The sequence below is a fragment of the Ruegeria sp. E5 genome (assembly GCF_056534105.1).
Genome location: NZ_JBQFPA010000002.1, coordinates 118,573 through 140,575, shown reverse-complemented (window position 1 = coordinate 140,575; position 22,003 = coordinate 118,573). Strand labels below are relative to the sequence as shown.

The window sequence follows — 22,003 nt, the reverse complement described above, 5'->3', positions numbered from 1 at the left end:
GCAAATGTGGCGATGCACCTGAAACAACGGGTGGCGCGAAGGCCACAAGGCACGACGCACAGGTCAGAACGACAGAATGCCTGCCGGTTTGGTGGGTCCAACATGGGCGTCAAACGCGCCCGAACGCTAAGAGGATGACAAATATGTCCAGCATTCTGACGAACAATGGCGCAATGGTTGCGCTGCAAACTCTCAAATCGGTCAACAAGAACCTCGCACAGACGCAAAACGCGATCTCGACCGGCAAGGATGTGGCTACAGCCAAGGATAACTCGGCTGTCTGGGCCATCTCAAAGGTGATGGAATCAGACGTCAACGGCTTCAATGCGATCAAGGACAGCCTGGCCTTGGGTGAATCCACTGTCGCAGTTGCTCGAAACGCCTCAGAAACTGTGACGGATCTGCTGAACCAGATGAAAGGCAAGATCGTTGCGGCGCAAGAAGACAACGTTGATCGTGCTAAGATCAACACCGATGTGGCCGCGCTCAGGGATCAGATCGAATCGGTTGTCGGCGCTGCCCAGTTCAATGGCCTCAATCTGGTGAACGGTGGGGCTGGCGCAAGCATTCTGTCCTCTTTGGATCGAGACAATGCAGGCAACGTGACAGCGTCTTCCATTAGCGTATCGGCGCAAAACCTGTCGACAGGTGGTTACACTGCTGCCGACGTGTTCACTGGAACTGACGGGGTCACTGCGGATACGGCCGACGCATTCGGATTTTCGTTGGATGGAAACGGCGGAAGCGATGATGATGGAAGCATCGTGATCGCTGATCCGGGCACATTGTCCGCTGGCGATACTTTCACGGTCCGACTGGGCGACGATGTCGCGTCTTATACAGTCCGGGCTGAGGATATCGCCGCAGGCAACGCGCCCGAAGAGATCATCGCTGCGGGGCTAAAAGCTGCCATCGAAGCTTCGGATGCAAATGTTTCGGTCGTCTATGATCCGGGTACGAATGCTGCGCAACTCGATATCACCAACGAAGGGTCAGATTCGCTGCAGATCAGCGGTCAATATGCCAATGCGAACTCTGGCGGTCTAGGCGCTCTGGCCTCGATTGATGTGTCGACTTCTGCCGGCGCATCCGCAGCGCTTGGCGCGATCGAAGGCCTCATCGATACTGCGATTGATGCCTCGGCGGCTTTTGGTTCGGCGCAGGGTCGGATCGAGACCCAGAAAGAGTTCATCTCGAACCTGTCTGACTCGTTCAAATCCGGTATCGGCTCGTTGGTTGACGCTGACATGGAAGAAACCTCGGCGCGACTACAAGCGTTGCAGGTCCAGCAACAGCTGGCAACCCAATCGCTATCGATCGCGAACCAGGCGCCACAGTCCATCCTGTCGCTGTTCCGTTAACTTTGGAACTGATCCGGGGCACGCACGCCGTGCCCCGGACTTGATCGCCCGTTGAAGGACAATTGGAAGGATTTCAAGTGACACCGCAAACGCTTGCTCACCGCGCTTATGCGCAATCTGCTGCACCGACGCGAACACCTCGGGATACAGAGTATGAGGCGATTTCCAGGATTACACATCGGTTGAAGGCTGCTTCCACGCGGAAAACGGCTGATTTCCGAGGGTTCGTTCAAGCCTTGCACGAAAATCGCCGCCTGTGGACTGTGCTGGCAACCGATGTGGCGGATGCGGATAACGGGCTGCCGAGCAATCTGCGGGCGCGGATTTTCTATTTGGCTGAGTTTACCGAACAACACAGCAGCCAGGTGCTGGCGAACAAGGCGACCGTTGAGCCGCTGCTTGAGATCAACATGGCCGTGTTGCGCGGGTTACGTCAAATGAGGGGCAACTGATGGGGGGTCTGGTCCTGAAACTTGCCCCAAAGGAACGGGTTCTGATCAATGGTGTTGTAATCGAAAACGGGGATCGACGCAGTCGGTTTTCGATCATGACACCTCAGGCAAATGTCCTGCGCCTGCGCGATGCCATTCACCCGGAAGAGGTCAACACGCCGGTACGCCGTGTCTGCTATGCCGCGCAGTTGGTTCTGTCAGGCGATACCGAACCTGAGCTGGCGCGCCAGCAACTTCTGCGGCGCGTGGAAGGGCTGAGCCAGGTTTTCACGGATGCCGACAGTCGCCGGGTCCTGGCCAACGCAACTGAAGCGTTGGTGGCAGAGCAATATTATAAGTGTTTGAAGGCTTTGCGTTCACTGTTGCCGCGCGAAGAACGTCTGATGGCATATCAGCAGTGACCTTTCAGCCGGTCATACCATCAAGTGGGCTAGTTGGCTGGCGCTTTTTGCAGCGTACTTATGATGCGCAGCTTCAAAGCTATTCCACCTCGGGGATCAACGAACGGGACTCAAGGTATTTTCTCGACAATATTGGCAAGGTCCAGACGGCCGAGGATCTGGTTTCGGACCGACGGTTGTTGCAGGTGGCTTTGGGTGCGTTTGGCTTGGAAGGTGATCTCGACAATCGGTATTTTGTCCAAAAAATCTTGTCCGATGGAACGCAGGCTGACGATGCGCTTGCGAACAGGCTGGCCGACGGCAGGTACCGTGATTTTGCCAATGCCTTTGGACTTGGTCCCGGCGATGTGCGCAAGACCGGATTGGTGGACGCCATGGAAAAGATCGCCGACGACAACTTGATTGCGCGATTTGAAATCTCGGTTGGTGAAGCAGATGAATCGATGCGTATCGCGTTGTACACCCAGCATGCATTGCGCGATCTGGCTGGCCAGGGTGGCAGTGAGGACAGACGGTGGTTTGATCTGATGGGGCTGCCCCCCTTGCGCAGTATGATGGAAACTGCATTGGGCCTGCCATCAGCATTTGCGCAACTGGATATCGACAAGCAGCTTGAGGTGTTCAAGGATCGGTTGCAGCGCGTTACGGGTTCATCCGATCTGGCGCAGTTCACTGAAGGTGAAGCAATCGACAAACTGACCGACACGTATCTGGCCCGCAATCAGATCAATCAAATCCAACAGACGATCTCACCTGCGCAGACGGCTCTGATCCTGCTGGGCGGTGGTTTTTGAACCATTGATGTCAACCAGACACGGTGTGTACGGTATCTCGCGCAGGGCCATAGGTTGACCGATCCGAGATAGTGGGTGGCACAATTTGAGGTTCAACTCTTGCGAAGTAAACTGTCAAATCAGGCATCGGCTGAGGTTTGCAGGGCAAATGATTTGATCGGTTGCGAGACGTTGTGCAGCTTGATCGCACCTAAAGGGATCGCCTGTTTGCAAACAGGTTCGATATCTTGCGAGACAACAATTCTATGTCCGACGGTTTTGCCATATTCGCCCAATCTGGCAGCGACATTGGCGGCCTGACCAATCACGGTAAAGTCCAACCGTTCGCGTGAGCCCACATTGCCATAGGTGACGCGGCCATAGGCGACACCAATCGAGCAGTCGAAATCATGATCACTTCCGTCACTGCGCAATTCACCCAGTTTTTCGACGATCTCAGTTGCCGAAAGCTGCGCGCTGGATCGGGCTTTGGCGGCATCGTCACCCGCCGGGAAGACGGCAAGAACAGCGTCGCCGATGAATTTCAGAACTTCTCCGTCATGGTCGTGCACGATCCCTGAAACTGTCTCAAAAAACGCATTCAGTAGCTCGATATAGTCATCACGCCCCAGTTTTTCTTCCAATGCGGTTGAATTTCGAAGATCGCAAAACATGATCGCCGCATCTATGTCATCGCCATCACCGCGGCGAATCTCGCCCCCCAGAACGCGCGCACCGCTGCGCTTGCCTACGTAGGTTTCCAGCAGAACCTGTGCATTTTCGCGCTGCATGAAGACCTCGTAGAACCGCGCGATGACGGTAGAGCATTCAAAAACCAGACCCAGATTCTCAGTCGTGAACCCATCGGGATGATCGCAGGTCAGCGTCAGGACATTCGTTCGCCCATCCGAGAAAGGCAGCGGCATGGCAACGTAATCGGTGGCCCCTTTTGCGCGCAGGTCTTCGATGATCGGAAAGCTGTTATGAGGATTGTCGTTGTTCAGGCGCTGGCGCACACCACCCAACCCGTTTGAAACGTGACGCAGGGGGCTGTTAGTAAAGGCAGGGTGATCATGAATTTCATAGGTCGGAGTGTGGGTCGAAATCTCAGCCGAGTCTTTCTCCCAGATATAGTGTTTGCCTGCGATCAGAGGATGCAGCGACCACACCAGAATGCTTAGGCGTTGAATGGCGATGCCATGTTCCAGCATCTTCTCGGCCAGCGCTTTTGTGAAGGCATCAGGAGTGTCAATTTCGGACGCTCCTCGCATCAGCCAATCGATTAGGGGACCGCTGATATTGCCATCGTCAGGTTGACGCAGTTGATTGTCGCCGAGGTCGATCCGCGTCGCGGTATCCGGCATGAACCCGATATGGCCCTGGATGGCCGCGCTTTCGGGAAAGGCGTCCTCATAGGCCCAGATCGAGTTCGTAAGGCGCTCTTCCGGTAGGCTAATGTCGTGATAGGTTGCGGTGCCCTTGAAGGGGCAGAACGTCTGCAATTCGGTCTCAGGGCTGAGTTCGACGCACAGGTCTTCGCGCGGAACATAGATCGCGGGGGGTAGCCGCGTTTCGTACATCACTTTGGCGTTGTGGCTTTCGGCCAGCAGTATATCACCACGGTAGATCGCGATCCGTCCCTGCAGCGGCTCAACGGATATCCCATAGCCTTTGACATTCGGTGTGGCATGGACGTTCATCTGCAACCTCCCTTGGCCAAGCCCTTATATCATGGGTCTTGAGGGAAAGAATTCCAAGATGCGCGCGTAGATTTTACCGCAATGGCATCCTCAGACCATTTGAATAACGTCTTTCTCAATCGACAGCATGTAGCCCTTCTTGGCGATGTTCTTCACCAGCAGCTCACTGACCATCTGATTTCCCAAGGCGTCGCGCAGGCGTTTGATCCGGGTTGCCCCGGCGGCCTCATCGCAATCTGCAGCGTTTCTGCCCGAGATCATCGCTTCGATCTGGGCACCCGATAGGACCTCGTCATCCAGCCGGGATTCAGCCAGAACTGAAAGCGTTTCCATCGCGGCGGGGGTCAACTTAAAATCCATGTTGTTGAGATAAACGGTATTCTCTTCACGGCTGATCAGCAGGGATGTTACCTGGATCCCCGTCCGTTCAATCTGGGCCATGCGGCGGTTCAGTAGAACCAGCATGACCAGAAAAACAAGTGCGGTGATCAGCATGGCGCTGGCAAAGACCAACAGCACGAAGATGACCATTCGATAGCTGGATAGCGTATCGGCAAAGGCGGTGCCAGATTGCGCCAGAATCTCGAGCAGACGGATTTCCGATTGCGAGGTCAGGTCAGCCTCGACAAACAGCCGTTCAACCCGCGCGTTGAAGGCATTTGCGTCCGGTAGCGTCCAGAACAGGAAAACCGCTGCAGTCACCAGGATCGCGACGATTGCCGCAATCCCCAGACCAACCAGCCGAACCCCCGAACGACGTGCCTCAGTAACGGAGATAGTATTTTCCGGCATTGGCCTTCCTTTGATCCAATCCACCCGCCTCGAAAACGGTCATCACGTTCAGCAGGGTCCAGCCGTTTGATTTCAGCCGCTTGGCGACTTCTTTCCGGGCCGAGCCTTTATCGCAGCTTGAGACCTGCATGACGCCATAGTGCAGGCGTAAGGGATTGTCCTGCTTGGCCTTGTAGTCGGCATAGCAATCTGCCGCGATGGCTTGCGACCCAACCGATATCAGGGCCGTCAGAGCCAGAGAAGAGAGGATCTGTTTCATGGGCTGCATCCTGCGCATGGGTTGGGCGGATATTCAATAACCTCAGGGGGTTTGTGGTGCTGATATTGAATAACAGTATGCCGTTATTGCTTGTCTGGACGGGGTGGTCGCAGTGTCAGGTTATCAAATTCGCGGTCGGTAACCGGCCTGCCCATTATCCGAAAGGACACGCATCATGCACCGGAAATTTATCGCTCTGATCATAGCAACCGCCGTCGCCATCACGGGGATCTCAGCGTCGCAGGCACGGGCGGCAGATACCCGAGATATTCTCGGCGGATTGGCTGCGATCGCGCTCATTGGTGCTGCGGTCAACCACTATCATCAGGAGAAAAAGCGCGACGAAGAGGCAGAGCGCCGCAAGCGTCACAAGCAGGCTGAAGCCAAGGCGAAGAAGGCCAAGAAAAAACATGCTGTACGCCCGTTGCCAAAGCGGGTGGCGCGGTATGACCTACCGCAGCGTTGCCTACGCACGTTCAATGCCTATTCGAACAAGCGTCCGCTGCTTGGGCCGAATTGCCTGAAGAAGTACTATAAACATGCCGATAGCCTGCCACACCAATGCAAGGTTGGTTTCTGGAATGGTAAAAAGGTAAAACGGGCATACGAACCCGCCTGCCTGCGCCAGAAAGGATACCGCGTCGTTTACCAGTAACAGGTTTCGAGCAGGAGTGGCGCCATAGAAGCGCCGCGCGGGAGAGGGTGGCGCAAGCTGCCCTCTCTTTTTTCTTGCGAAGCGCTACGAAACGCGATTTGCCAAGGGTATGACGACACCTGATTATGAACTCGAACGGGCTTTGCTGGCACGCGGATATGTCCGAATTGCCGGGGTGGATGAGGTTGGGCGCGGTCCGCTGGCCGGCCCGGTTGTAGCCGCAGCGGTTATTTTGAACCCGGATGACATTCCCGCAGGGTTGAACGATTCAAAAAAACTGACGGCCAAGCGTCGCGGCGGTTTGGATGAGATATTGCGCGACCGGGCAGAGGTCGCGGTGGCCGAAGCCACGGTTGCAGAGATCGATCAGCACAACATCCTGCGCGCCTCGCATCTGGCGATGGTACGCGCGGTAGCTGCGCTGGACCCGGCTCCGGATTTCTTGCTGATTGATGGCAACATGATCCCGCGCGGTATGAAATTGCCCTCGCAGGCGGTGGTGAAGGGCGACGCACGGTCGGTGTCGATTTCGGCAGCGTCGATCATTGCAAAAATCTGGCGTGATCAGCTGATGGTGGATTTGGCGCAACAGCATCCCGGCTATGGGTGGGAGGCGAATGCCGGATATCCGACAAAACAGCACCGCGAGGCGTTGCAAAATCTTGGCGTGACCCCACACCATAGACGTTCGTTCAAACCGGTCCACAATATCTTGTATCAAGAGTAAATCGTAAGTCGCTGATTCAAAAAAGAAATTGACGGCGAATCATCTTTGACTCATCCTTGTCTCAACCAAATGAGCGCAAAAGCGCCGTGGAACTGAGGCAGTGATATGACCACAATCAAGACAAAGGGCGCAGCCGCGCTCCCTTTAAACACGATTCTATCTGGTGACTGCATCGAGGCGATGAACAGTCTGCCCGAGGCGTCGGTTGACCTGATTTTTGCGGACCCCCCGTATAATTTGCAGTTGAAAGGTCAATTGCACCGGCCCGATAATTCTCAGGTCGATGCGGTAGATGATCACTGGGATCAGTTCAGCAGCTTTGGGGCTTATGACCAGTTCACGCGGGAATGGTTGAAGGCTGCGCATCGTCTGCTGAAGCCCAATGGTGCGATCTGGGTGATTGGGTCTTATCACAACATTTTCCGCGTGGGTTCCGCCCTGCAGGATGCGGGCTATTGGATTTTAAACGACGTTGTGTGGCGCAAGTCGAACCCGATGCCGAACTTCCGTGGCAAGCGGTTTACCAATGCGCATGAAACAATGATCTGGGCGTCCAAGCGCGAAGGGGCCAAATACACGTTTAACTACGAAGCACTGAAAGCGCTGAACGAAGGTGTGCAGATGCGCAGCGATTGGGTACTGCCGATCTGCACCGGGCATGAACGGCTCAAGGACGAAAACGGCGACAAAGCGCATCCGACGCAGAAACCGGAATCGCTGCTGCATCGCGTGTTGATTGGTTCGACCAATCCCGGTGACGTGGTGCTGGATCCGTTCTTTGGCACGGGCACCACAGGTGCTGTAGCGAAAATGCTGGGGCGTGAGTTCATTGGGATCGAGCGCGAAGAAAGTTATCGCAAGGTGGCTGAAAAGCGTATCTCAAAGGTCCGTAAGTTTGACCGCGAAGCGTTGGAAGTCAGCGCTAGCAAGCGCGCTGAGCCGCGCGTGCCCTTCGGCCAATTGGTCGAACGCGGCATGCTGCGCCCGGGTGAGGAACTGTATTCGATGAACCAACGCCACAAGGCCAAGGTCCGCGCCGACGGGACTCTGGTAGGGCAGAACGTCAAAGGTTCGATCCATCAGGTTGGCGCGCATCTGGAAAATGCTCCGTCTTGTAATGGCTGGACCTATTGGTGCTTCAAACGCGATGGCAAAACCGTGCCCATCGACGTGTTGCGTCAGCAGATCAGGGCCGAATTGCACAACTGAATACCGCCGGTGCCTGTGGCCTGACACAAGGCACTACGCCTTGCCCCGCCGTTACCGGCGGGGTCTTTTGTTTTTGCCTGTGAGATGATTGCATAGGGCAGCCCCTGACAGCCCTTTTGGGAGATAAAGGCAATGACCGAGACCACCGCCAGTCAATCCCGCCTTAGCCGGTTCTTTGTTACGCAACCGGACAACTTCGATCTGGACAACAAATATACCGAGGCGGCACTGGAACGACACAAGCGAGAGGGGCTTGAACTGGCTGTTCGTGCACGCTGGATCGCGATGGCGTTGACCGGGCTGTTGCTGATCTATCTGAATCCCCAGTGGGAGGTCTTATGGTACCATTTCATCCTGCTTCTGATCTGCGCCAATGGTTGGCTGATCCAACGCGCGGGTCGTGTGGGGCAATCCCGGACCGAGTTGCTTTTGATCTTCGTCGATCTGCTGATCATGACGCTGGGGATGATTGTGCCCAACCCGTTCAGCGAAGACGTGCGACCACTGGCGATGCAGTATCGGTTCGACAATTTTCAGTATTTCTTCATTATCCTGGCAGCAGGGACGCTTGCCTATTCCTGGCGCACTGTCATTGCGATTGGTTCGTGGACGGCGATGATGTGGACGGCTGGATGGGTGATCGCTTGGTGGGTCGCCACCCCGATCCCTGGGATTAGCGAGCGTGTGGCCGAGGCTTTGTCAGGCTACCCGGATGTGGCCGAGTTCATGGATCCCAACAGTTTCATGCCAACCCTACGCATCCAGCAGGTGATCGTTTTTGTCATGGTCGCAGTGACGCTTGGGGTGTCGATGCGCCGCCTCAATCGCTTGCTGATGTCCAATGCTGGGCTTGAACGTGAACGCGCGAATCTGTCTCGATACTTTTCGCCGAATGTGGTGGATGAGCTGAGCCAGAACGACGAACCTCTGAAGCAGGTCCGCAAAGAGGATATCGCGGTTCTATTTATCGACATCGTTGGCTTCACCAAGTTCTCGGCTGGCCGTGATCCATATGAAGTTATTGAAGTTTTGCGTGGTTTCCACGCCCGAATGGAGACCGAGGTGTTTCGCCATCACGGAACACTCGACAAATACTTGGGCGATGGGCTGATGGCCACGTTTGGAACTCCCGTACCCGGAGAACTGGATGCAAGCAATGCGCTGGCATGCGCGCGGTCCATGGTCGAGATGATCGACCGTTGGAATTTGGAGCGCAAGCGCGCGGGTGAGCCAGAGATTCGGATCGGGGTCGGGGTTCATTATGGCTCGGTCGTACTGGGGGATATCGGTGCAAACCGGCTGGAATTTGCAGTGATCGGCGATGCGGTGAATGTTGCCGCGAAGCTAGAGGCCCTGACGCGCGATTTTCAAGCGCGCATCATTGTCAGCGATGCATTGCGGTCTCAGGCTCTAAGCGAGACGCCAAATGCGCAAGACATGATGACCGGGTTTGCACAGCACTCGGACCAGCCTGTTCGCGGTGTTACAGCCCCGATGGATGTCTGGGTGCAGTAGCAACCAGGGCTCCCGCCTGTCAGCAGCGCATCAAAGATGCGATCCTTCCCGTTGGGCCGGGCAGCGCGATGCAGTCAGGTGCGAGGGGCAGGGTTGTGCGCTTTGTTGTAAGGCTTCCAGTTGGTGATTTCGGGATAGTATTGACGCCGCCATGCGCGGACCCTCGGATTCATGATACGCCGCCACAAGGGCGGAATCATCGCGGCAAGGGTCATGACCGGATATCCATGAGGCAGTTGCGGCGCTGCGTCCTGCGTATGGTGTTGCAGCAATGGGAAGCGGCGGTTGGGCTTGTAGTGGTGATCCGAGTGGCGTTGCAGATTGATCAACAGCCAGTTTGAGGCCTTTTGTGACGCGTTCCAGGAATGGCGCGGGTGCACATGCTCATATTTGCCATCGCCCAGATATTTGCGCGTCAGCCCGTAGTGCTCGACATAGTTAACAAGTTCAAGCTGCCAGATCGCGGTGCCGGCCTGTACCAAAAACAGGCCTAGCCCTGCCCATCCGCCGATCAGATATGCTAGCAGCAGCATGGCTCCTTGCAGGCTCCAATAGCGCCAGAACGGGTTTGCTGGGTCGGTCCACGGGCGGTCTTTGCGGGCCAGTTTTTCCAGCTCGGCGCGAAAGGCTGAGATGAGGCTTTGGCGCAGAACGCGCGGATAGAACCGGTGGAAACCTTCGTTGTAGCGAGCGGTTACCGGATCACGCGGAGTTCCGACGTAGCGGTGGTGAACCAGCAGGTGCTCGGACCGGAAATGGGAATAAAGGACCATCGACAACAGTAAATCGCCAAGCCAGCGTTCCAGTTTGCCTTTCTGATGCATCAGCTCGTGGCTGTAGTTGATCCCGATCGTTCCGGAAAGGACGCCCATGCCGAAGAACACGCCGATTTTTTCGACCGAGCTCATATCTACGGCTCGGGTAGTGTACCAGATCAACCCATAGAGCGTGAGGAATTGCACAGGTGCCCAGGCTTTGGTCAGCCAGATATACCATTGCAGCCCCGCATCTGGCGTGTCCGGGTCGGCGTTTTCAAGGTTTAGGCCGGTCAGCCGGTCAAGCACCGCAAAGACCCACCATGTCGAAAGCGGTACAAGCAGGACCCACCATCCGCCTGCCGTAGTGGTCATCCAGATCAGTGGGATCAGGAGGTATGAGACCCAAAAGGGAAGGGCGGATTGCCATCGGGACAGGGTGTCAGATGCGATCATGTTGAGGCTCCGAAACGTAGGCGGCACCGTAGACCGCGCACTGGGCTTTGCCCAGCAGTCTATTGGCCGCGCCAGAGGTCAAAAGCCTTGCGCATAACCGTGGGCAGGTCGCTGGGCCTAAATTGGTGTTTGTCCATGACAGTCAGACCGTTCGGATCGCAACCGTCTGGCAATTCGGTTGTCCAAATACGCAGGATCAGGTGAAAGTGGGTGAAGGTGTGTCTCACTTCACCGGGGATTTCGTGCCATCGCGCCGGGAACGGAGGGCTTTCCAGCGGTGTTTCGGACCAGTCCGAGCCAGGCCAGCCCAACATTCCGCCCAGCAAACCCTTGTCGGGTCGGCGTTCCAACAGCAGGGCACCATCTCCGCGTTGGGCGATGTAGATGTGGCCCAGCCGGGTGGGTTTGGGCTTCTTGGGCGTTTTTTGCGGCAGTTCCACCTGCGTCCTCGCCTTCCGCGCCAGACAGGCCGCATGCAGGGGGCAAATACCGCAAGTCGGAGATTTTGGAGTACAGATCGTTGCACCCAAATCCATGACAGCCTGCGCGTAATCTCCAGGCCGGTGCTGCGGGGTCAATGCCGCGGCTTTTTTCTTTAACAGGGGTTTTGAGGCGGGCAGGGGTTCGTGAATATCATAGAGCCTTGCCATGACCCGTTCGACATTGCCGTCCAGGACAGTTTCTGGTCGATCAAATGCGATGGCTGCTATGGCCGCCGCCGTATAGGGGCCAACGCCCGGCAGTTCCAGTAGTGCATCGTAATTGTCGGGAAACTGCCCGTTATGCGCGGACGCAACCACCCGCGCGCATTTCAGAAGGTTGCGGGCGCGGGCGTAATAGCCCAGGCCAGCCCATTCCCCCATGACCTGATCATCTTGCGCATTGGCAAGGGCTTCGACGGTTGGCCAGCGCGTGGTGAAACGAACAAAATAGTCGCGAACAGCGGCAACGGTCGTTTGTTGCAGCATCACTTCGGATAGCCAGACGCGGTAGGGGTCTGGTGCTACGCCTGCGGCACGCGCTGCCGGGCCAATACGCCAAGGCATTTCACGTGCGTGGCGGTCGTACCAATCCAGCAGCGTATTGCTCAGGTCAGATTCGGTGCAGTCACGCAAGTTTTATGTAACTCTCTGTCGGGTTTCACTGGCGTCCGGGTATCAGCCTATTACAATAGCGGCGCAGGAGTTGGAAACCAGATGCAACGCAGACGTTCCTCGACCCGCGGGTTCAAGCGCACCGCCACTTTGCTGAACGACCGGATCAGGCAGGCCGGGGAAAGCCGGGGATTTGCCGTCTCGCGCCTTTTGACCCATTGGGCCGAGATTGTGGGCCAGGACATCGCGTCGATCGCCCGGCCGGTGAATGTGGGATACGCCAAGGGTGGCTTTGGCGCGACACTGACGGTGCTGACAACCGGGCCGCAGGCGCCAATGCTGGAGATGCAGAAAGAACAGCTGCGCGACAAAGTGAATGCGGTCTATGGTTACAACGCGATCAATCGAGTGCGTATCACCCAGACCGCGCCTACCGGATTTGCTGAGGGGCAGGCGAGTTTCGATCACAAACCGAAACAGGCGAAACCGGTTGTTTCACCAGAAATCGCAGCTGAGGCCGACAATGTGTCGCGCGCGGTTGATGATGAAGATTTGCGCGCGGCCCTTGAACGTTTGGGCCGCAACGTTTTATCCAGACAGAAACGCTAAGAAAGGGCTGATGAATGAGCCGGATTGCAACCGTAATATGTGCGGCTGTCGCCGTGGCCGCTGGCGGCTATTGGCTGACAACGTCGAGTAACACGATCCCTTCGAACCCGCTTGTTGGTGCTGCTGAGGCGCAAGAGGCGGATTTGGACACCTCGACCATCGTCGAGATGGTGCAGGGGGCCGAAGACGCGCCAGTCGAGATCATCGAATATGCATCGTACACCTGCCCGCATTGCGCGAATTTCCATCAGGGCGCGTACAAGCAGCTCAAAAAGGACTTCATCGATACCGGCAAGGTAAAGTTCACTTACCGTGAGGTGTATTTCGACCGCTATGGCCTGTGGGCCTCGATGGTCGCGCGCTGTGCAGGACCTGAAAAGTTCTTTGGCATCACCGACCTGCTGTATGAAGGCCAGTCGGAATGGACTCGGGCCGGAGGTCCTGCCGAGATCGTTGATGAACTGCGCAAGATCGGGCGTCTCGCTGGCATAGACAATGATCAGCTTGAGGCTTGCCTGCAGGACGGTACCCGCGCGCAGACACTGGTGGCCTGGTATCAGGAAAATGCCGAACGCGATGGAATTCAGGCGACGCCTACTTTCGTCGTGAATGGGAAGAAGGTTGAAAATCAGCCTTATGACGACTTCAAGACGCTGATCGAAGCCGAGCTTGGCAGCTAAATCCTGAATGGTCAGCCTGTTTTGGGCTGGCCATCTGCCTAAGGTGAAGGCGCGGCCTTCGCCAACAACTCTTTGACTTTGTCATCCTGATTGATTTGCAACCGAACCGGTAGGGTCAGAACTTTGCTGCGGAAAGTGGCGGGCAGGCGCACGGCGTCTTTCTCGGTTGTCACCAGTTGCGCGCCCAGTGCTTTGGCCTCGTTCTCAAGCCGCGTCATCAGCGCTGAAGTCAGTGGTTGGTGATCATCCAGTGCCTCGGCCCGCAGCAGTTTAGCGCCTTGCTGTCGCAGAGTTCCAAAGAACTTGTCCGGATAGCCTATGCCCGCAAAGGCCAGAACGGGTGTATTGTTCCAGTCCATTCCGGTTTGGAGCGGATACACCTCGCCGGTGGCGTGTGGGACCGTCAGGGCAGGTTCCCATCTTTCTGAAAATGTTGACTGCGCTGCGGCGTCCCCAAGCGACAACACGAGATCGGCACGTTTCAATCCAACGGCCACAGGCTCTCGCAGTGGACCGGCAGGCAGGCAAAGGCCATTGCCAAATCCGCGCTGCGCATCCACTACGATGATCGAAAAATCCTTGGCAACTGCGGGGTTCTGAAAACCGTCGTCCAGCACGATCGCGGTCGCCCCTGCCGCTGCGGCTGCCTGCGCGCCCGCTGCACGATCTTTGGCGACCCAGACCTCGGCAAACGCGGCGAGCAACAGGGGTTCATCCCCGACCTGAGCCGCTGTGTGTTTGCGCGGGTCGACCTGCACCGGGCCTTCCAGCGAGCCACCATGGCCTTTGGTCACGACATGAGGTTGATGCCAGGTATCCCTCAAATATTCTAAAACCCAGATCACCGTCGGTGTCTTCCCTGTGCCACCGGCATTCAGGTTGCCAACGCAGATAACCGGTACGCCCGGCGAGATGCCTTGCCTGCTCGCCACGCGACGGGCGGTTGCAGCGGCATAGAGGCGACCAAGTGGCGCCAACAGCCTGGCGCGCAGATCCAACCGATCAGGGGCTGAGTTCCAGAAGTCAGGTGCCCGCATCGTCACGCCCTCGCCGGTCCAGTGTATCCTGTACCATATCGATCAGTTGGTCCGCCTGTGGAGCCCCTTCGGTGACAATCCGCCATCCGGCCAATGCCATGTCTGCTGTGCGGTCAGGTGCCAACAATTCGACAACGCCATCGCCCAACTCTGTTGCGGTTCGTATCTTCAACGCGGCTTTTGCCTGCCCCAATCTGTCATAGAGACTGCGATGCTTGCTGACATGAGGCCCATGGATTACCGCAGATCCCAAGGCGACTGCGGTCAGAGGGTCGTGCCCCCGCGCCCCGCGTTCCAGTGAACTTCCCATGAAGGTAACTGCGGATACACGATGCCAAAGGCCCAGATCCTCGGGCTCGGCTGTTAGAATCACTTGTGTGGTGTCTTCGATTGGATGGCCTTCATCCCAGTTGGCGCATCGAAGGTCCATCGCTTCGAGGCGTTTAAACAAGGGCGCTGACTCGGACATATCCGCCACATGCAGGACCAAAGCCAGACGTGGCAGCATCCGCAAGGCCTGACGATGGGCCGTCAGAACCGAGATGAATTCCTTGTCCTGAACCCATGCGGCCAGCCAAACCGGGCGCCCGGCCATTGTGTGAGTGGTTTCGATCAATTCATCTTCGGGCCAGGGCTCTGGGTTGGGGCTGATATGAAGTGGTGGCGCGACCGAGATTTTTGCCGAGTTCACTCCCAGGCGTCGGATTTGGCGTGCGCTGTCATCATTGGGCGCAAGTATCGCTGAAAAGCAATCCAGCGTGTATCGCGTGATATCAGGTAGCCAACGTCCACCCCTTGCGGTTTTCACGTCGACCACAGCCTCAAGCAAAATTAGCGGAATGCCCCGCTCCTGTGCGCGTGTTATGACATTGGGCATCAGCCCACCGCCAAACCACAGCCCCATATCAGGGCGCCAGTGATCCAAGAACGTGCGCGCCGCGCCGGTATGTTCGGCGGGCAGCATTGTGATCGGGGTATCGCAATCTTCCCAGTCCTTCAGATCAACATCGGGTGGGGCGGTCAGCAACAGCGAAAGTCCCGGTCGCACAGACAGCAACCGACGGCAAATATTGTCGACGGCCCGCAACCGATCGGGTGTACTGACATGGACCCACAGAAGTTCACCTTCCGGGCGCGCAATCTCGGGGTGGCCCGTGCTTTGCGGGACGCCCCAGGACAGGACCCGATAGGCCGCAAGGCTCAGAGATCGCGGCTTGCTCATGCCGGAATTCCGGCCCCATTCGGGTCAAGCCGGGCCTGAAGGTCCGAATGCACCGCTGAACCTGCCGCCACCACGCCGTTCAGGCGCGGGTGGGTATTGTTGAAGCGCAGAGGTTGCCCCAAACGATCGGTACAGAGCCCGCCTGCCTCGCGCAGGATCAGATCTCCGGCGGCGATATCCCATTCCCAACTGGGTCGCAACGTCAGCATCCCGTCAAACCGTCCCTGCGCAACCAGCGCCATCCGGTAAGCCAGGGACGGGCGGTATACACGGCGAAAGTCAGGGGCAGCACCGGATTGCCAGTGGCGCGGATCTAGATTGGGTTTTGCCGCCAAAATCTCGGCTTCGGGCAGGTGTGCTTGACCTGAAACTTGGATGGCAGTGCCATTCAACGTTGCACCTTGCCCTTTTGCAGCCGCATAAAGCAGATCACGTAAGGGCAGGTAGATGACGGCTGCCGTGACCTCACCGTTCTCGGTTACGGCCAGCGAATGGGCCCATGTGCGCGACCCCTCGGCAAAACTGCGGGTGCCGTCGATAGGATCAATGACAAAGACTCGATCACGGGCCAGACGGTCGGGGGAATCCTCGGTCTCTTCACTCAGCCAGCCATAATCCGGGCGGGCCGCCTGCAGATCACGTTCTAGCATCGCGTTGACGGCCAGATCGGCCTCGGTCACCGGGCCTGCGCCTTCGGGTTTATCCCAGCGCTGGGCATCAGGACCCGAATAGCGCGTGGCGATCTTTCCGGCCTCAAGCGCAGCGTCGATCAGCAGGGGCAGGTCAGTTGCCGGCAAGTGTCATCCCTTCGATCAACAGCGAGGGTACAACGCGCGATAGGTAAGGCCGCGCATCGTTTGCCGGAATGATTCGCATCAGCATGTCGCGAAGATTGCCAGCGATGGTACACTCATTGACGGGATGGGTGATCTCGCCGTTCTCAACCCAAAATCCCGAAGCGCCGCGTGAATAGTCGCCGGTATTCGGATTGATGGTCGATCCGATCATCGAAGTGACCAAAAGCCCGGTACCCATGTCGCGCAACAACTCGGCGCGGGTCTTCTCGCCTTGCGTCAGGCTCAGGTTCCAATTGCTGGGCGACGGCGGCCCGGATACGCCGCGCGCTGCGTTGCCGGTCGAGGTCATTCCCAATTTGCGGGCGCTGGACAGGTCTAACGTCCAACCGGTCAGAACGCCGTCTTCAACGATCGTCCTGCGCCGTGTTGCCAGCCCTTCGGCATCGAACGGGCGCGAGCCCGAAATGCGCGGGCGATGCGGGTCTTCAATCAAAGACAAATGTGCCGGTAGAACCTGTTGCCCAAGGCTTTCCTTCAGCCACGAGGCCCCGCGGGCTATCGCCGCACCATTGCTGGCGGCCAGCAGATGGCCGATCAGGGATGATGAAATCCGTTCGTCGAACACCACCGGAAAACTGCCGGTCTGGGGCTTGCGTGCTCCCACGTTTTGAACCGCACGTTCACCAGCCGTGCGACCAATCTCGGCGGGGCTGCGCAGGTCAGACTGAAAAGTCCGGCTGTCACCGTCATAGTCACGCTCCATTCCCGTCCCTTCGCCGGAAATGGCGACGCATGAGGTTGAACGGCTGCTGCGCATGTAGCCATCCGAAAAGCCGTTTGTTGCGGCAAGATGGACCCGGTGGGTAACATAGGCGGCCGCAGCGTCGGACACCTGTGAGACTCCCGCAACGTCCAGCGCTGCTGCCTCTGCCGCCAGCGCATCCTGCATCAGAGCTTCAGCGCTGGGTTCAGGGGCTGGGTCAAACAGCTCCAGCTCGTCGATATTACAGTCGGCGACCAATTGGTCAGGCGCGGCCAAGCCGGTGAACGGATCTTCGGGCGCTTCCCGTGCCATGGCCACGGCGCGCTCGGCCATCGCGGTAAGCGTATCGGGGCGACTATCCGAACTGGATACGATTGCCTGCTGTTTGCCAAGGAAGACCCGCAGCCCCAGATCGGTCGCTTCCGATCGTTCGGCATGTTCCAATGCACCACTACGTACTTCCACAGAAACGGATGAGCCATCAATTACTATGGCATCCGCTGCCTCGGCACCTGCCTTGCGGGCTGCATTCAGCAGCTCTTCACTGATTGTTTGAGGTGTTCGCGTCATGAGGCCTCCGGTCTTGTTGTTCTGGACCTAGCCTTGGATAGCCTGTCCCGCAAGGCCTGCAGCCCACTGGCTTTATGTGCCTCGGGCGGGAAAGGCCAGCGCCGCGGCCTTTCCCGATTTGTTTGTCACTTGATACGCTGACCGTTGGCCAGAATCTGTCCATCCTCGGTAAACTCGATTTTCGAGTTCAACGTGTCCGGTTCTTCGCCCGGAACAGCCATCAGACCCATCATCATACGCGCGCCCAGCGCGTCGTTTTCCGACACAAAGCCCATGCCGATCAGCTTGTCCAGCAGAGCGTTGGCCCCAACAAGTTTCAAGTTGGCGACACCCGACGGGGCAGGCAGGCCATCAAACTCTTCCGTGTTGGAGTTGTCGAACGCAAAGTCGCCATCACCGCTCAATTGGGCTCCGACCAATGATACGAGAAGCTTGTTGATCTTCAGCGAATGCAGTTCGCCCGGAACGATATCAGATGTCTCAAGCTCTTCGACGGCTTCCGGGTCCATGAAATCGACCAAAACTTTGGCGGTGCCGGTTGCATCCATCGCGATGGTCGCCGGATCGCGCGGCAGCGCACTAGCAGGGTCGAACATGCTCCACAACACGTCGGACATGGTGAAATCCGTCAGGTTCATGCCAAATCCAAATGGCTGGATTTCTTCCGAGGCCTGCACCGGAAGCTCGAATTTCAGCCCTGCATTTGCCATCGCGATTTCGATTGGAAAAGGCAGATCCGACGTAGTGACGGCTAGTTTGGTGCTGTTCTGCGCAAGATCGTAGACAAGGCGCTGTGCATCGATGCTGCCGGTAAAGCTGCCTCCTTCGGAACTGCTGCTGAGCGAGAATGGCTCACCCTCGGCAGTGCCTGCCATTTCGGTGCTGCCCGAGGCGTATGTGAATGTACCTGAAGCGGCGAACCCGGCCTTGTAGATGTCTTCAATGTTGGCGACATCCATACCGGGTGGAATGATTGTATCGCCATCAAATTTCAAACCATCTAATTTACCGCTGATCCGGCCCGTGTCTTCACTTTCGGGCTCGTTGAAGGCCACATCATAGGACAGGCTGCTGGCCGTGAACTGCTGCGCGATATCGCGCATCTCGCCGATCTGCATCTGCGATGTGCCTGCGATTTCGTTCATCTGAACGTTCAAGGCAAACATGTCGCTGGATACGGTTTCGCCATCAAACTCCATCGAGTCCATCGACAGAGTCAGGCTGTTCGCCGTATAGTCATATGTCATGTTTTCGGGGGTACCCGAAACGACCATTTCCAAGGCGTCGTGAGCGTACATCAGATCAGCCGAAAATGTCTCGCCCTCGGCTTCACCCGAAATTGTCATCGGGAAGCTGGCAGGAAAGCCGATATTGACTGTACCGTCGCCATTTTCGGTCAACGTCATCTCGGGGATGACCATGTCGAAGGTGCCTTCGGTGTCCGGAATGGCCATGGCCATCGTCATGTTCGCGATGGTGGTGACGTTGCCGGAAACGCTCTGATCGCCAGTGACGTCATAGCCCATGCCGCCCAGATATGCCTGCCAATCGGCCCAGACATCATTGGCGGTAACATCTGCAAACGCGCCGTTGGTTGCAACAGCATAGGCCAAAGCTGCACCGCAGCTACGGCGAAGGAAAACAGTCATAAGAGAACCCTTCTTGATCAATTTGCCGGCATGGTCGTGCCTGTAGCGGCCAGCGTCAAGGGGGAAGGGGTAGACCAATTCCCCATTTGCAGGGTACGAGTTAAGACAATTTCAAATGCAGGGATTTAAACGATGCATATGCAAGGGAAAACAGTACTGATCACAGGGGCAAGCCGAGGCATCGGAGCGGAAGCCGGGCGCGTTTTTGCCGCAGCTGGGGCCAATGTGGCCTTGGTCGCACGCAGCCGCGATCAGATTGACGCTCTGGCTGCGGCATTGGGTGAAAATGCAATGGCGCTGGCCTGCGACGTCAGCGATTTTTCCCAGGTCGAACAGACAGTTGCCGATTGCATCGACCGGTTCGGCAAGCTGGATGTGCTAATCGGGAACGCGGGCGTCATTGATCCGATCTTTCATCTTTCGAATGCCGACACCCGGGCCTGGAGCCAAGCAATCGACATCAACTTGAAGGGTGTCTTTTACGGAATGCGTGCCGTCCTGCCCATCATGCGGGCAGCAGGCGGCGGGACCGTTCTGACAGTCTCGTCCGGTGCCGCGTCGAACCCGGTCGAAGCCTGGAGCCACTATTGCGCATCAAAAGCCGGGGCCAAGATGCTGACCGAATGCCTGCATCTGGAAGAGGCGCATCACGGTATTCGCGCAATGGGCCTGTCCCCGGGAACTGTGGCCACAGATATGCAGCGGGTGATCAAGGCCAGCGGAATCAATCCAGTAAGTCAGCTGGATTGGGACGATCACATCCCCGCAGACTGGCCCGCGCGGGCGTTGATGTGGATGTGCTCGGCAGATGCGGATGAGTTCTTGGGGACCGAAATATCGCTGCGCAACGAAGACATCCGAAAAAGGGTCGGGCTGACGTGATCGAACTGACACAGGATAATGGGTTGTGGACCGTCACGTTGAACAATCCGGACAAGGCCAATGCGCTGACCTCAGCGATGCTAAGCGAATTGGTTCGCATCGCAGAGGCGGCAACCGAGGCACGTGCATTGATCCTGACGGGGGCGGGCCGGGTCTTCAGTGCGGGCGCCGATCTTGAAGAAGCGCGGGCGGGCCTTGCGACCTCCGATCTTTGGGAGAGGTTGTCGGGTGCCATTGCCGCCTTGCCCTGTCTGACGGTGGCCGCGCTCAACGGCACTTTGGCCGGTGGAGCCAACGGTATGGTGCTGGCCTGTGACCTGCGTATCGCAGTGCCCTCGGCCAAGTTCTTTTACCCGGTCATGAAGCTGGGATTCTTGCCGCAGCCCTCGGATCCCAAGCGGATGGCAGAGTTGATCGGTCCGGCCAGAACCCGGCTTATACTGATGGCTGGACAGAAGATTTCTGCAGAAGAAGCCTGTAGCTTTGGGCTGGTTGATCGGGTGGTTGAGCCCGAACATTTGATACCAACTGCACAAGAGCTTGTGGCCGACAGCCTGTCCGCAGATCCGTCGGTTGCTGCGCGCATAGCCGGATTGTGCCCATGAGGTTGGCCGCGCTCCGATTGCGGGTGGCGGACCCGGATGCTTTGGCGGCGTTTTATCGTGATGCGCTTGGCATGTCTGTCAGGGTTGAAGGCGCCAATCGTCGTCTTGGATATTCCGGTCAGGATGCCGATCTGTTGCTGATGCCGGGCGGCGGGGGCTACCGCCATGATCCGGGGCAGCGGTATTGGAAGATCGGGATCACGTTGCCGGATGTTGATCTTGCCGCAGAACACCTGCGCCAGAAGGGTATCCCGGTCAGCGCGCCGCGGCAGTTTCTGGATATCGGCTATATGTGCCATCTGAATGACCCCGAAGGGTTTGCCATCGAACTGCTGCAGCAGGTTTTCGAGGGCAACCGACCGGTTGATGCTACAAGCCCGGACGCCCCCTTCGCGAAGGCCCGTATCGGCCAGATCACTTTGCGAACCGGCGATATTGCCGCCGAAGATGCGTTTTGCCGATCCATGGGACTGTCATTGCTGTCTTTGCAGGATGTCGAACCTCACGGGTTCGATCTGCATTTCTATGCGTTCACCGCAGAGGAGCCTCCCAACCCCGATCTCTGGGCGGTTGAGAATCGCGAATGGCTGTGGAAGCGTACTTATACCACGTTGGAATACCAACACATCCCAAATGCCCGGTTTGCACCGGTGCCGGATTACCTTGGGATCGAAATTGAAGGGCTGGCTGACCCGAAAAAGGATGCATTCGGTGATCCCTGGCTTCCTGCCTGATCATCGCCCGCGTCGTTTGCCAGGCACTTTTGAGCGAAACCCCGGCGGGCGTTTGCGCACCCACATCAGAAACTTCTCAAGCCTCGGATGTTTGCGCAGTGCATCGACAGTGTGGAAGTCACGCGCCAGTTCGGCCTCGGTCAGTGTCGCGTGGATCTCTTTGTGGCATATCTGATGCAATAAAACGGTGGGCCCGCCCTTGCCTCCCTTAAGCTTTGGGATCAGATGGTGCAGGCTTCCACCATCTTCGGGGATCGGACGGTTGCAGAGCGGGCAGATCGGATCGGAATTTGCCATGACCTAACT

24 protein-coding genes are annotated in these 22,003 nt (G+C 57.3%); 13 read left to right on the top strand and 11 right to left on the bottom strand.

The genetic code is table 11. The annotated features are described in order from the left end of the window. The first annotated feature begins 143 nt into the window (after positions 1-143). From ACR0BI_RS08855 to ACR0BI_RS08840, 4 genes are all read left to right on the top strand, one after another. Positions 144-1,361, top strand: a complete 1,218-nt coding sequence (locus tag ACR0BI_RS08855; protein ID WP_170406757.1) for a flagellin N-terminal helical domain-containing protein — start codon at positions 144-146, stop codon at positions 1,359-1,361. Positions 1,362-1,438: 77 nt separating this feature from the next. Beyond that, on the top strand, positions 1,439-1,813 hold the full coding sequence (flaF, locus tag ACR0BI_RS08850; RefSeq protein WP_170425892.1) for a flagellar biosynthesis regulator FlaF: 375 nt from the start codon (positions 1,439-1,441) through the stop codon (positions 1,811-1,813). Next, positions 1,813-2,214 (top strand): flagellar biosynthesis repressor FlbT, encoded by a 402-nt coding sequence (gene flbT / locus ACR0BI_RS08845; RefSeq protein ID WP_480562292.1) that lies wholly within the window; start codon positions 1,813-1,815, stop codon positions 2,212-2,214. Before flaF ends, flbT begins: the two co-directional genes overlap by 1 nt. Next, positions 2,211-3,008 carry a DUF1217 domain-containing protein gene (locus ACR0BI_RS08840; protein ID WP_480878501.1) on the top strand — a complete coding sequence of 266 codons (798 nt, stop codon included), beginning with the start codon at positions 2,211-2,213 and terminating at the stop codon, positions 3,006-3,008. The genes flbT and ACR0BI_RS08840 overlap by 4 nt, the downstream gene beginning before the upstream one ends. A 119-nt stretch (positions 3,009-3,127) precedes the next feature. Here ACR0BI_RS08840 and ACR0BI_RS08835 read toward each other — a convergent pair whose 3' ends face one another. The 3 genes from ACR0BI_RS08835 to ACR0BI_RS08825 all read right to left on the bottom strand — a co-directional run bounded on the left by ACR0BI_RS08835 (position 3,128) and on the right by ACR0BI_RS08825 (position 5,738). Next, positions 3,128-4,687: a DUF427 domain-containing protein gene (locus ACR0BI_RS08835; RefSeq protein ID WP_170406749.1), complete on the bottom strand. Its 1,560-nt coding sequence runs from the start codon at positions 4,685-4,687 to the stop codon at positions 3,128-3,130. A gap of 90 nt (positions 4,688-4,777) precedes the next feature. Beyond that, positions 4,778-5,479, bottom strand: coding sequence for a winged helix-turn-helix domain-containing protein (locus ACR0BI_RS08830; RefSeq protein ID WP_170398951.1), 702 nt, complete (start codon positions 5,477-5,479; stop codon positions 4,778-4,780). Next, positions 5,451-5,738 carry a hypothetical protein gene (locus ACR0BI_RS08825; RefSeq protein WP_170398948.1) on the bottom strand — a complete coding sequence of 96 codons (288 nt, stop codon included), beginning with the start codon at positions 5,736-5,738 and terminating at the stop codon, positions 5,451-5,453. Before ACR0BI_RS08825 ends, ACR0BI_RS08830 begins: the two co-directional genes overlap by 29 nt. 175 nt (positions 5,739-5,913) lie before the next feature. Between ACR0BI_RS08825 and ACR0BI_RS08820 the strand changes: the two genes are divergently transcribed. From ACR0BI_RS08820 to ACR0BI_RS08805, 4 genes are all read left to right on the top strand, one after another. Next, positions 5,914-6,393 (top strand): hypothetical protein, encoded by a 480-nt coding sequence (locus tag ACR0BI_RS08820; RefSeq protein ID WP_170425883.1) that lies wholly within the window; start codon positions 5,914-5,916, stop codon positions 6,391-6,393. 109 nt (positions 6,394-6,502) lie between these two features. Beyond that, complete coding sequence (locus ACR0BI_RS08815) at positions 6,503-7,120, top strand: ribonuclease HII (protein ID WP_170465546.1); 618 nt, start codon at positions 6,503-6,505, stop codon at positions 7,118-7,120. A 105-nt stretch (positions 7,121-7,225) separates the two neighbouring features. Continuing rightward, a complete protein-coding gene (locus ACR0BI_RS08810) occupies positions 7,226-8,329 on the top strand; it encodes a site-specific DNA-methyltransferase (RefSeq protein ID WP_170398940.1) in 1,104 nt (367 codons plus the stop codon). A gap of 132 nt (positions 8,330-8,461) precedes the next feature. Continuing rightward, positions 8,462-9,844 carry an adenylate/guanylate cyclase domain-containing protein gene (locus tag ACR0BI_RS08805; protein ID WP_480562294.1) on the top strand — a complete coding sequence of 461 codons (1,383 nt, stop codon included), beginning with the start codon at positions 8,462-8,464 and terminating at the stop codon, positions 9,842-9,844. A gap of 74 nt (positions 9,845-9,918) precedes the next feature. On the opposite strand, the gene ACR0BI_RS08800 is transcribed toward ACR0BI_RS08805, so the two are convergent. Together ACR0BI_RS08800 and mutY are read right to left on the bottom strand one after the other, a co-directional pair. Continuing rightward, positions 9,919-11,055 (bottom strand): alkane 1-monooxygenase, encoded by a 1,137-nt coding sequence (locus ACR0BI_RS08800; protein WP_480562295.1) that lies wholly within the window; start codon positions 11,053-11,055, stop codon positions 9,919-9,921. A gap of 59 nt (positions 11,056-11,114) precedes the next feature. Continuing rightward, positions 11,115-12,170 (bottom strand): A/G-specific adenine glycosylase, encoded by a 1,056-nt coding sequence (gene mutY, locus ACR0BI_RS08795; protein ID WP_480502899.1) that lies wholly within the window; start codon positions 12,168-12,170, stop codon positions 11,115-11,117. A gap of 81 nt (positions 12,171-12,251) precedes the next feature. Between mutY and ACR0BI_RS08790 the strand changes: the two genes are divergently transcribed. Together ACR0BI_RS08790 and ACR0BI_RS08785 are read left to right on the top strand one after the other, a co-directional pair. After that, a complete protein-coding gene (locus ACR0BI_RS08790) occupies positions 12,252-12,758 on the top strand; it encodes a DUF721 domain-containing protein (RefSeq protein WP_480562296.1) in 507 nt (168 codons plus the stop codon). 14 nt (positions 12,759-12,772) lie between these two features. Continuing rightward, the gene (locus ACR0BI_RS08785; protein WP_170398926.1) at positions 12,773-13,438 is read left to right on the top strand and encodes a DsbA family protein; all 666 of its coding nucleotides are present in this window, start codon (positions 12,773-12,775) and stop codon (positions 13,436-13,438) included. A 38-nt stretch (positions 13,439-13,476) separates the two neighbouring features. On the opposite strand, the gene lpxK is transcribed toward ACR0BI_RS08785, so the two are convergent. From lpxK to ACR0BI_RS08760, 5 genes are all read right to left on the bottom strand, one after another. Then, complete coding sequence (gene lpxK, locus ACR0BI_RS08780) at positions 13,477-14,475, bottom strand: tetraacyldisaccharide 4'-kinase (RefSeq protein WP_480562297.1); 999 nt, start codon at positions 14,473-14,475, stop codon at positions 13,477-13,479. After that, the gene (locus ACR0BI_RS08775) at positions 14,462-15,697 is read right to left on the bottom strand and encodes a 3-deoxy-D-manno-octulosonic acid transferase (RefSeq protein ID WP_223117142.1); all 1,236 of its coding nucleotides are present in this window, start codon (positions 15,695-15,697) and stop codon (positions 14,462-14,464) included. Before ACR0BI_RS08775 ends, lpxK begins: the two co-directional genes overlap by 14 nt. Next, positions 15,694-16,494: a 3'(2'),5'-bisphosphate nucleotidase CysQ gene (locus ACR0BI_RS08770; RefSeq protein WP_223117141.1), complete on the bottom strand. Its 801-nt coding sequence runs from the start codon at positions 16,492-16,494 to the stop codon at positions 15,694-15,696. Before ACR0BI_RS08770 ends, ACR0BI_RS08775 begins: the two co-directional genes overlap by 4 nt. Beyond that, positions 16,481-17,827 carry a TldD/PmbA family protein gene (locus tag ACR0BI_RS08765; protein WP_480562298.1) on the bottom strand — a complete coding sequence of 449 codons (1,347 nt, stop codon included), beginning with the start codon at positions 17,825-17,827 and terminating at the stop codon, positions 16,481-16,483. The genes ACR0BI_RS08770 and ACR0BI_RS08765 overlap by 14 nt, the downstream gene beginning before the upstream one ends. Positions 17,828-17,952: 125 nt before the next feature. After that, positions 17,953-19,476, bottom strand: coding sequence for a DUF2125 domain-containing protein (locus ACR0BI_RS08760; RefSeq protein ID WP_480562299.1), 1,524 nt, complete (start codon positions 19,474-19,476; stop codon positions 17,953-17,955). Positions 19,477-19,608: 132 nt separating this feature from the next. On the opposite strand from ACR0BI_RS08760, the gene ACR0BI_RS08755 reads away from it, so the two are divergent. From ACR0BI_RS08755 to ACR0BI_RS08745, 3 genes are read left to right on the top strand one after another with little or no spacing between them, the layout of a single operon-like run. After that, positions 19,609-20,358 carry an SDR family oxidoreductase gene (locus tag ACR0BI_RS08755; RefSeq protein ID WP_170398908.1) on the top strand — a complete coding sequence of 250 codons (750 nt, stop codon included), beginning with the start codon at positions 19,609-19,611 and terminating at the stop codon, positions 20,356-20,358. Continuing rightward, positions 20,355-20,963 carry an enoyl-CoA hydratase/isomerase family protein gene (locus ACR0BI_RS08750; RefSeq protein ID WP_170562309.1) on the top strand — a complete coding sequence of 203 codons (609 nt, stop codon included), beginning with the start codon at positions 20,355-20,357 and terminating at the stop codon, positions 20,961-20,963. Before ACR0BI_RS08755 ends, ACR0BI_RS08750 begins: the two co-directional genes overlap by 4 nt. Beyond that, on the top strand, positions 20,960-21,697 hold the full coding sequence (locus ACR0BI_RS08745; RefSeq protein WP_170562313.1) for a VOC family protein: 738 nt from the start codon (positions 20,960-20,962) through the stop codon (positions 21,695-21,697). Before ACR0BI_RS08750 ends, ACR0BI_RS08745 begins: the two co-directional genes overlap by 4 nt. On the opposite strand, the gene ACR0BI_RS08740 is transcribed toward ACR0BI_RS08745, so the two are convergent. After that, entirely contained in the window at positions 21,698-21,994 is a 297-nt protein-coding gene (locus ACR0BI_RS08740) for an HNH endonuclease (RefSeq protein ID WP_480562300.1), read from the bottom strand. Positions 21,995-22,003 lie beyond the last annotated feature (9 nt).

Coding starts and splice junctions, on each gene's coding strand:
- ACR0BI_RS08800 (WP_480562295.1), bottom strand. CDS start 11,055: ATGATCGCATCTGACACCCTGTCCCGATGGCAATCCGCCCTTCCCTTT.
- ACR0BI_RS08825 (WP_170398948.1), bottom strand. CDS start 5,738: ATGAAACAGATCCTCTCTTCTCTGGCTCTGACGGCCCTGATATCGGTT.
- ACR0BI_RS08830 (WP_170398951.1), bottom strand. CDS start 5,479: ATGCCGGAAAATACTATCTCCGTTACTGAGGCACGTCGTTCGGGGGTT.
- ACR0BI_RS08835 (WP_170406749.1), bottom strand. CDS start 4,687: ATGAACGTCCATGCCACACCGAATGTCAAAGGCTATGGGATATCCGTT.
- ACR0BI_RS08820 (WP_170425883.1), top strand. CDS start 5,914: ATGCACCGGAAATTTATCGCTCTGATCATAGCAACCGCCGTCGCCATC.
- ACR0BI_RS08745 (WP_170562313.1), top strand. CDS start 20,960: ATGAGGTTGGCCGCGCTCCGATTGCGGGTGGCGGACCCGGATGCTTTG.
- lpxK (WP_480562297.1), bottom strand. CDS start 14,475: ATGCGGGCACCTGACTTCTGGAACTCAGCCCCTGATCGGTTGGATCTG.
- ACR0BI_RS08755 (WP_170398908.1), top strand. CDS start 19,609: ATGCATATGCAAGGGAAAACAGTACTGATCACAGGGGCAAGCCGAGGC.
- ACR0BI_RS08785 (WP_170398926.1), top strand. CDS start 12,773: ATGAGCCGGATTGCAACCGTAATATGTGCGGCTGTCGCCGTGGCCGCT.
- ACR0BI_RS08775 (WP_223117142.1), bottom strand. CDS start 15,697: ATGAGCAAGCCGCGATCTCTGAGCCTTGCGGCCTATCGGGTCCTGTCC.
- ACR0BI_RS08740 (WP_480562300.1), bottom strand. CDS start 21,994: ATGGCAAATTCCGATCCGATCTGCCCGCTCTGCAACCGTCCGATCCCC.
- ACR0BI_RS08855 (WP_170406757.1), top strand. CDS start 144: ATGTCCAGCATTCTGACGAACAATGGCGCAATGGTTGCGCTGCAAACT.
- ACR0BI_RS08790 (WP_480562296.1), top strand. CDS start 12,252: ATGCAACGCAGACGTTCCTCGACCCGCGGGTTCAAGCGCACCGCCACT.
- ACR0BI_RS08765 (WP_480562298.1), bottom strand. CDS start 17,827: ATGACGCGAACACCTCAAACAATCAGTGAAGAGCTGCTGAATGCAGCC.
- ACR0BI_RS08815 (WP_170465546.1), top strand. CDS start 6,503: ATGACGACACCTGATTATGAACTCGAACGGGCTTTGCTGGCACGCGGA.
- ACR0BI_RS08805 (WP_480562294.1), top strand. CDS start 8,462: ATGACCGAGACCACCGCCAGTCAATCCCGCCTTAGCCGGTTCTTTGTT.
- flbT (WP_480562292.1), top strand. CDS start 1,813: ATGGGGGGTCTGGTCCTGAAACTTGCCCCAAAGGAACGGGTTCTGATC.
- ACR0BI_RS08760 (WP_480562299.1), bottom strand. CDS start 19,476: ATGACTGTTTTCCTTCGCCGTAGCTGCGGTGCAGCTTTGGCCTATGCT.
- ACR0BI_RS08810 (WP_170398940.1), top strand. CDS start 7,226: ATGACCACAATCAAGACAAAGGGCGCAGCCGCGCTCCCTTTAAACACG.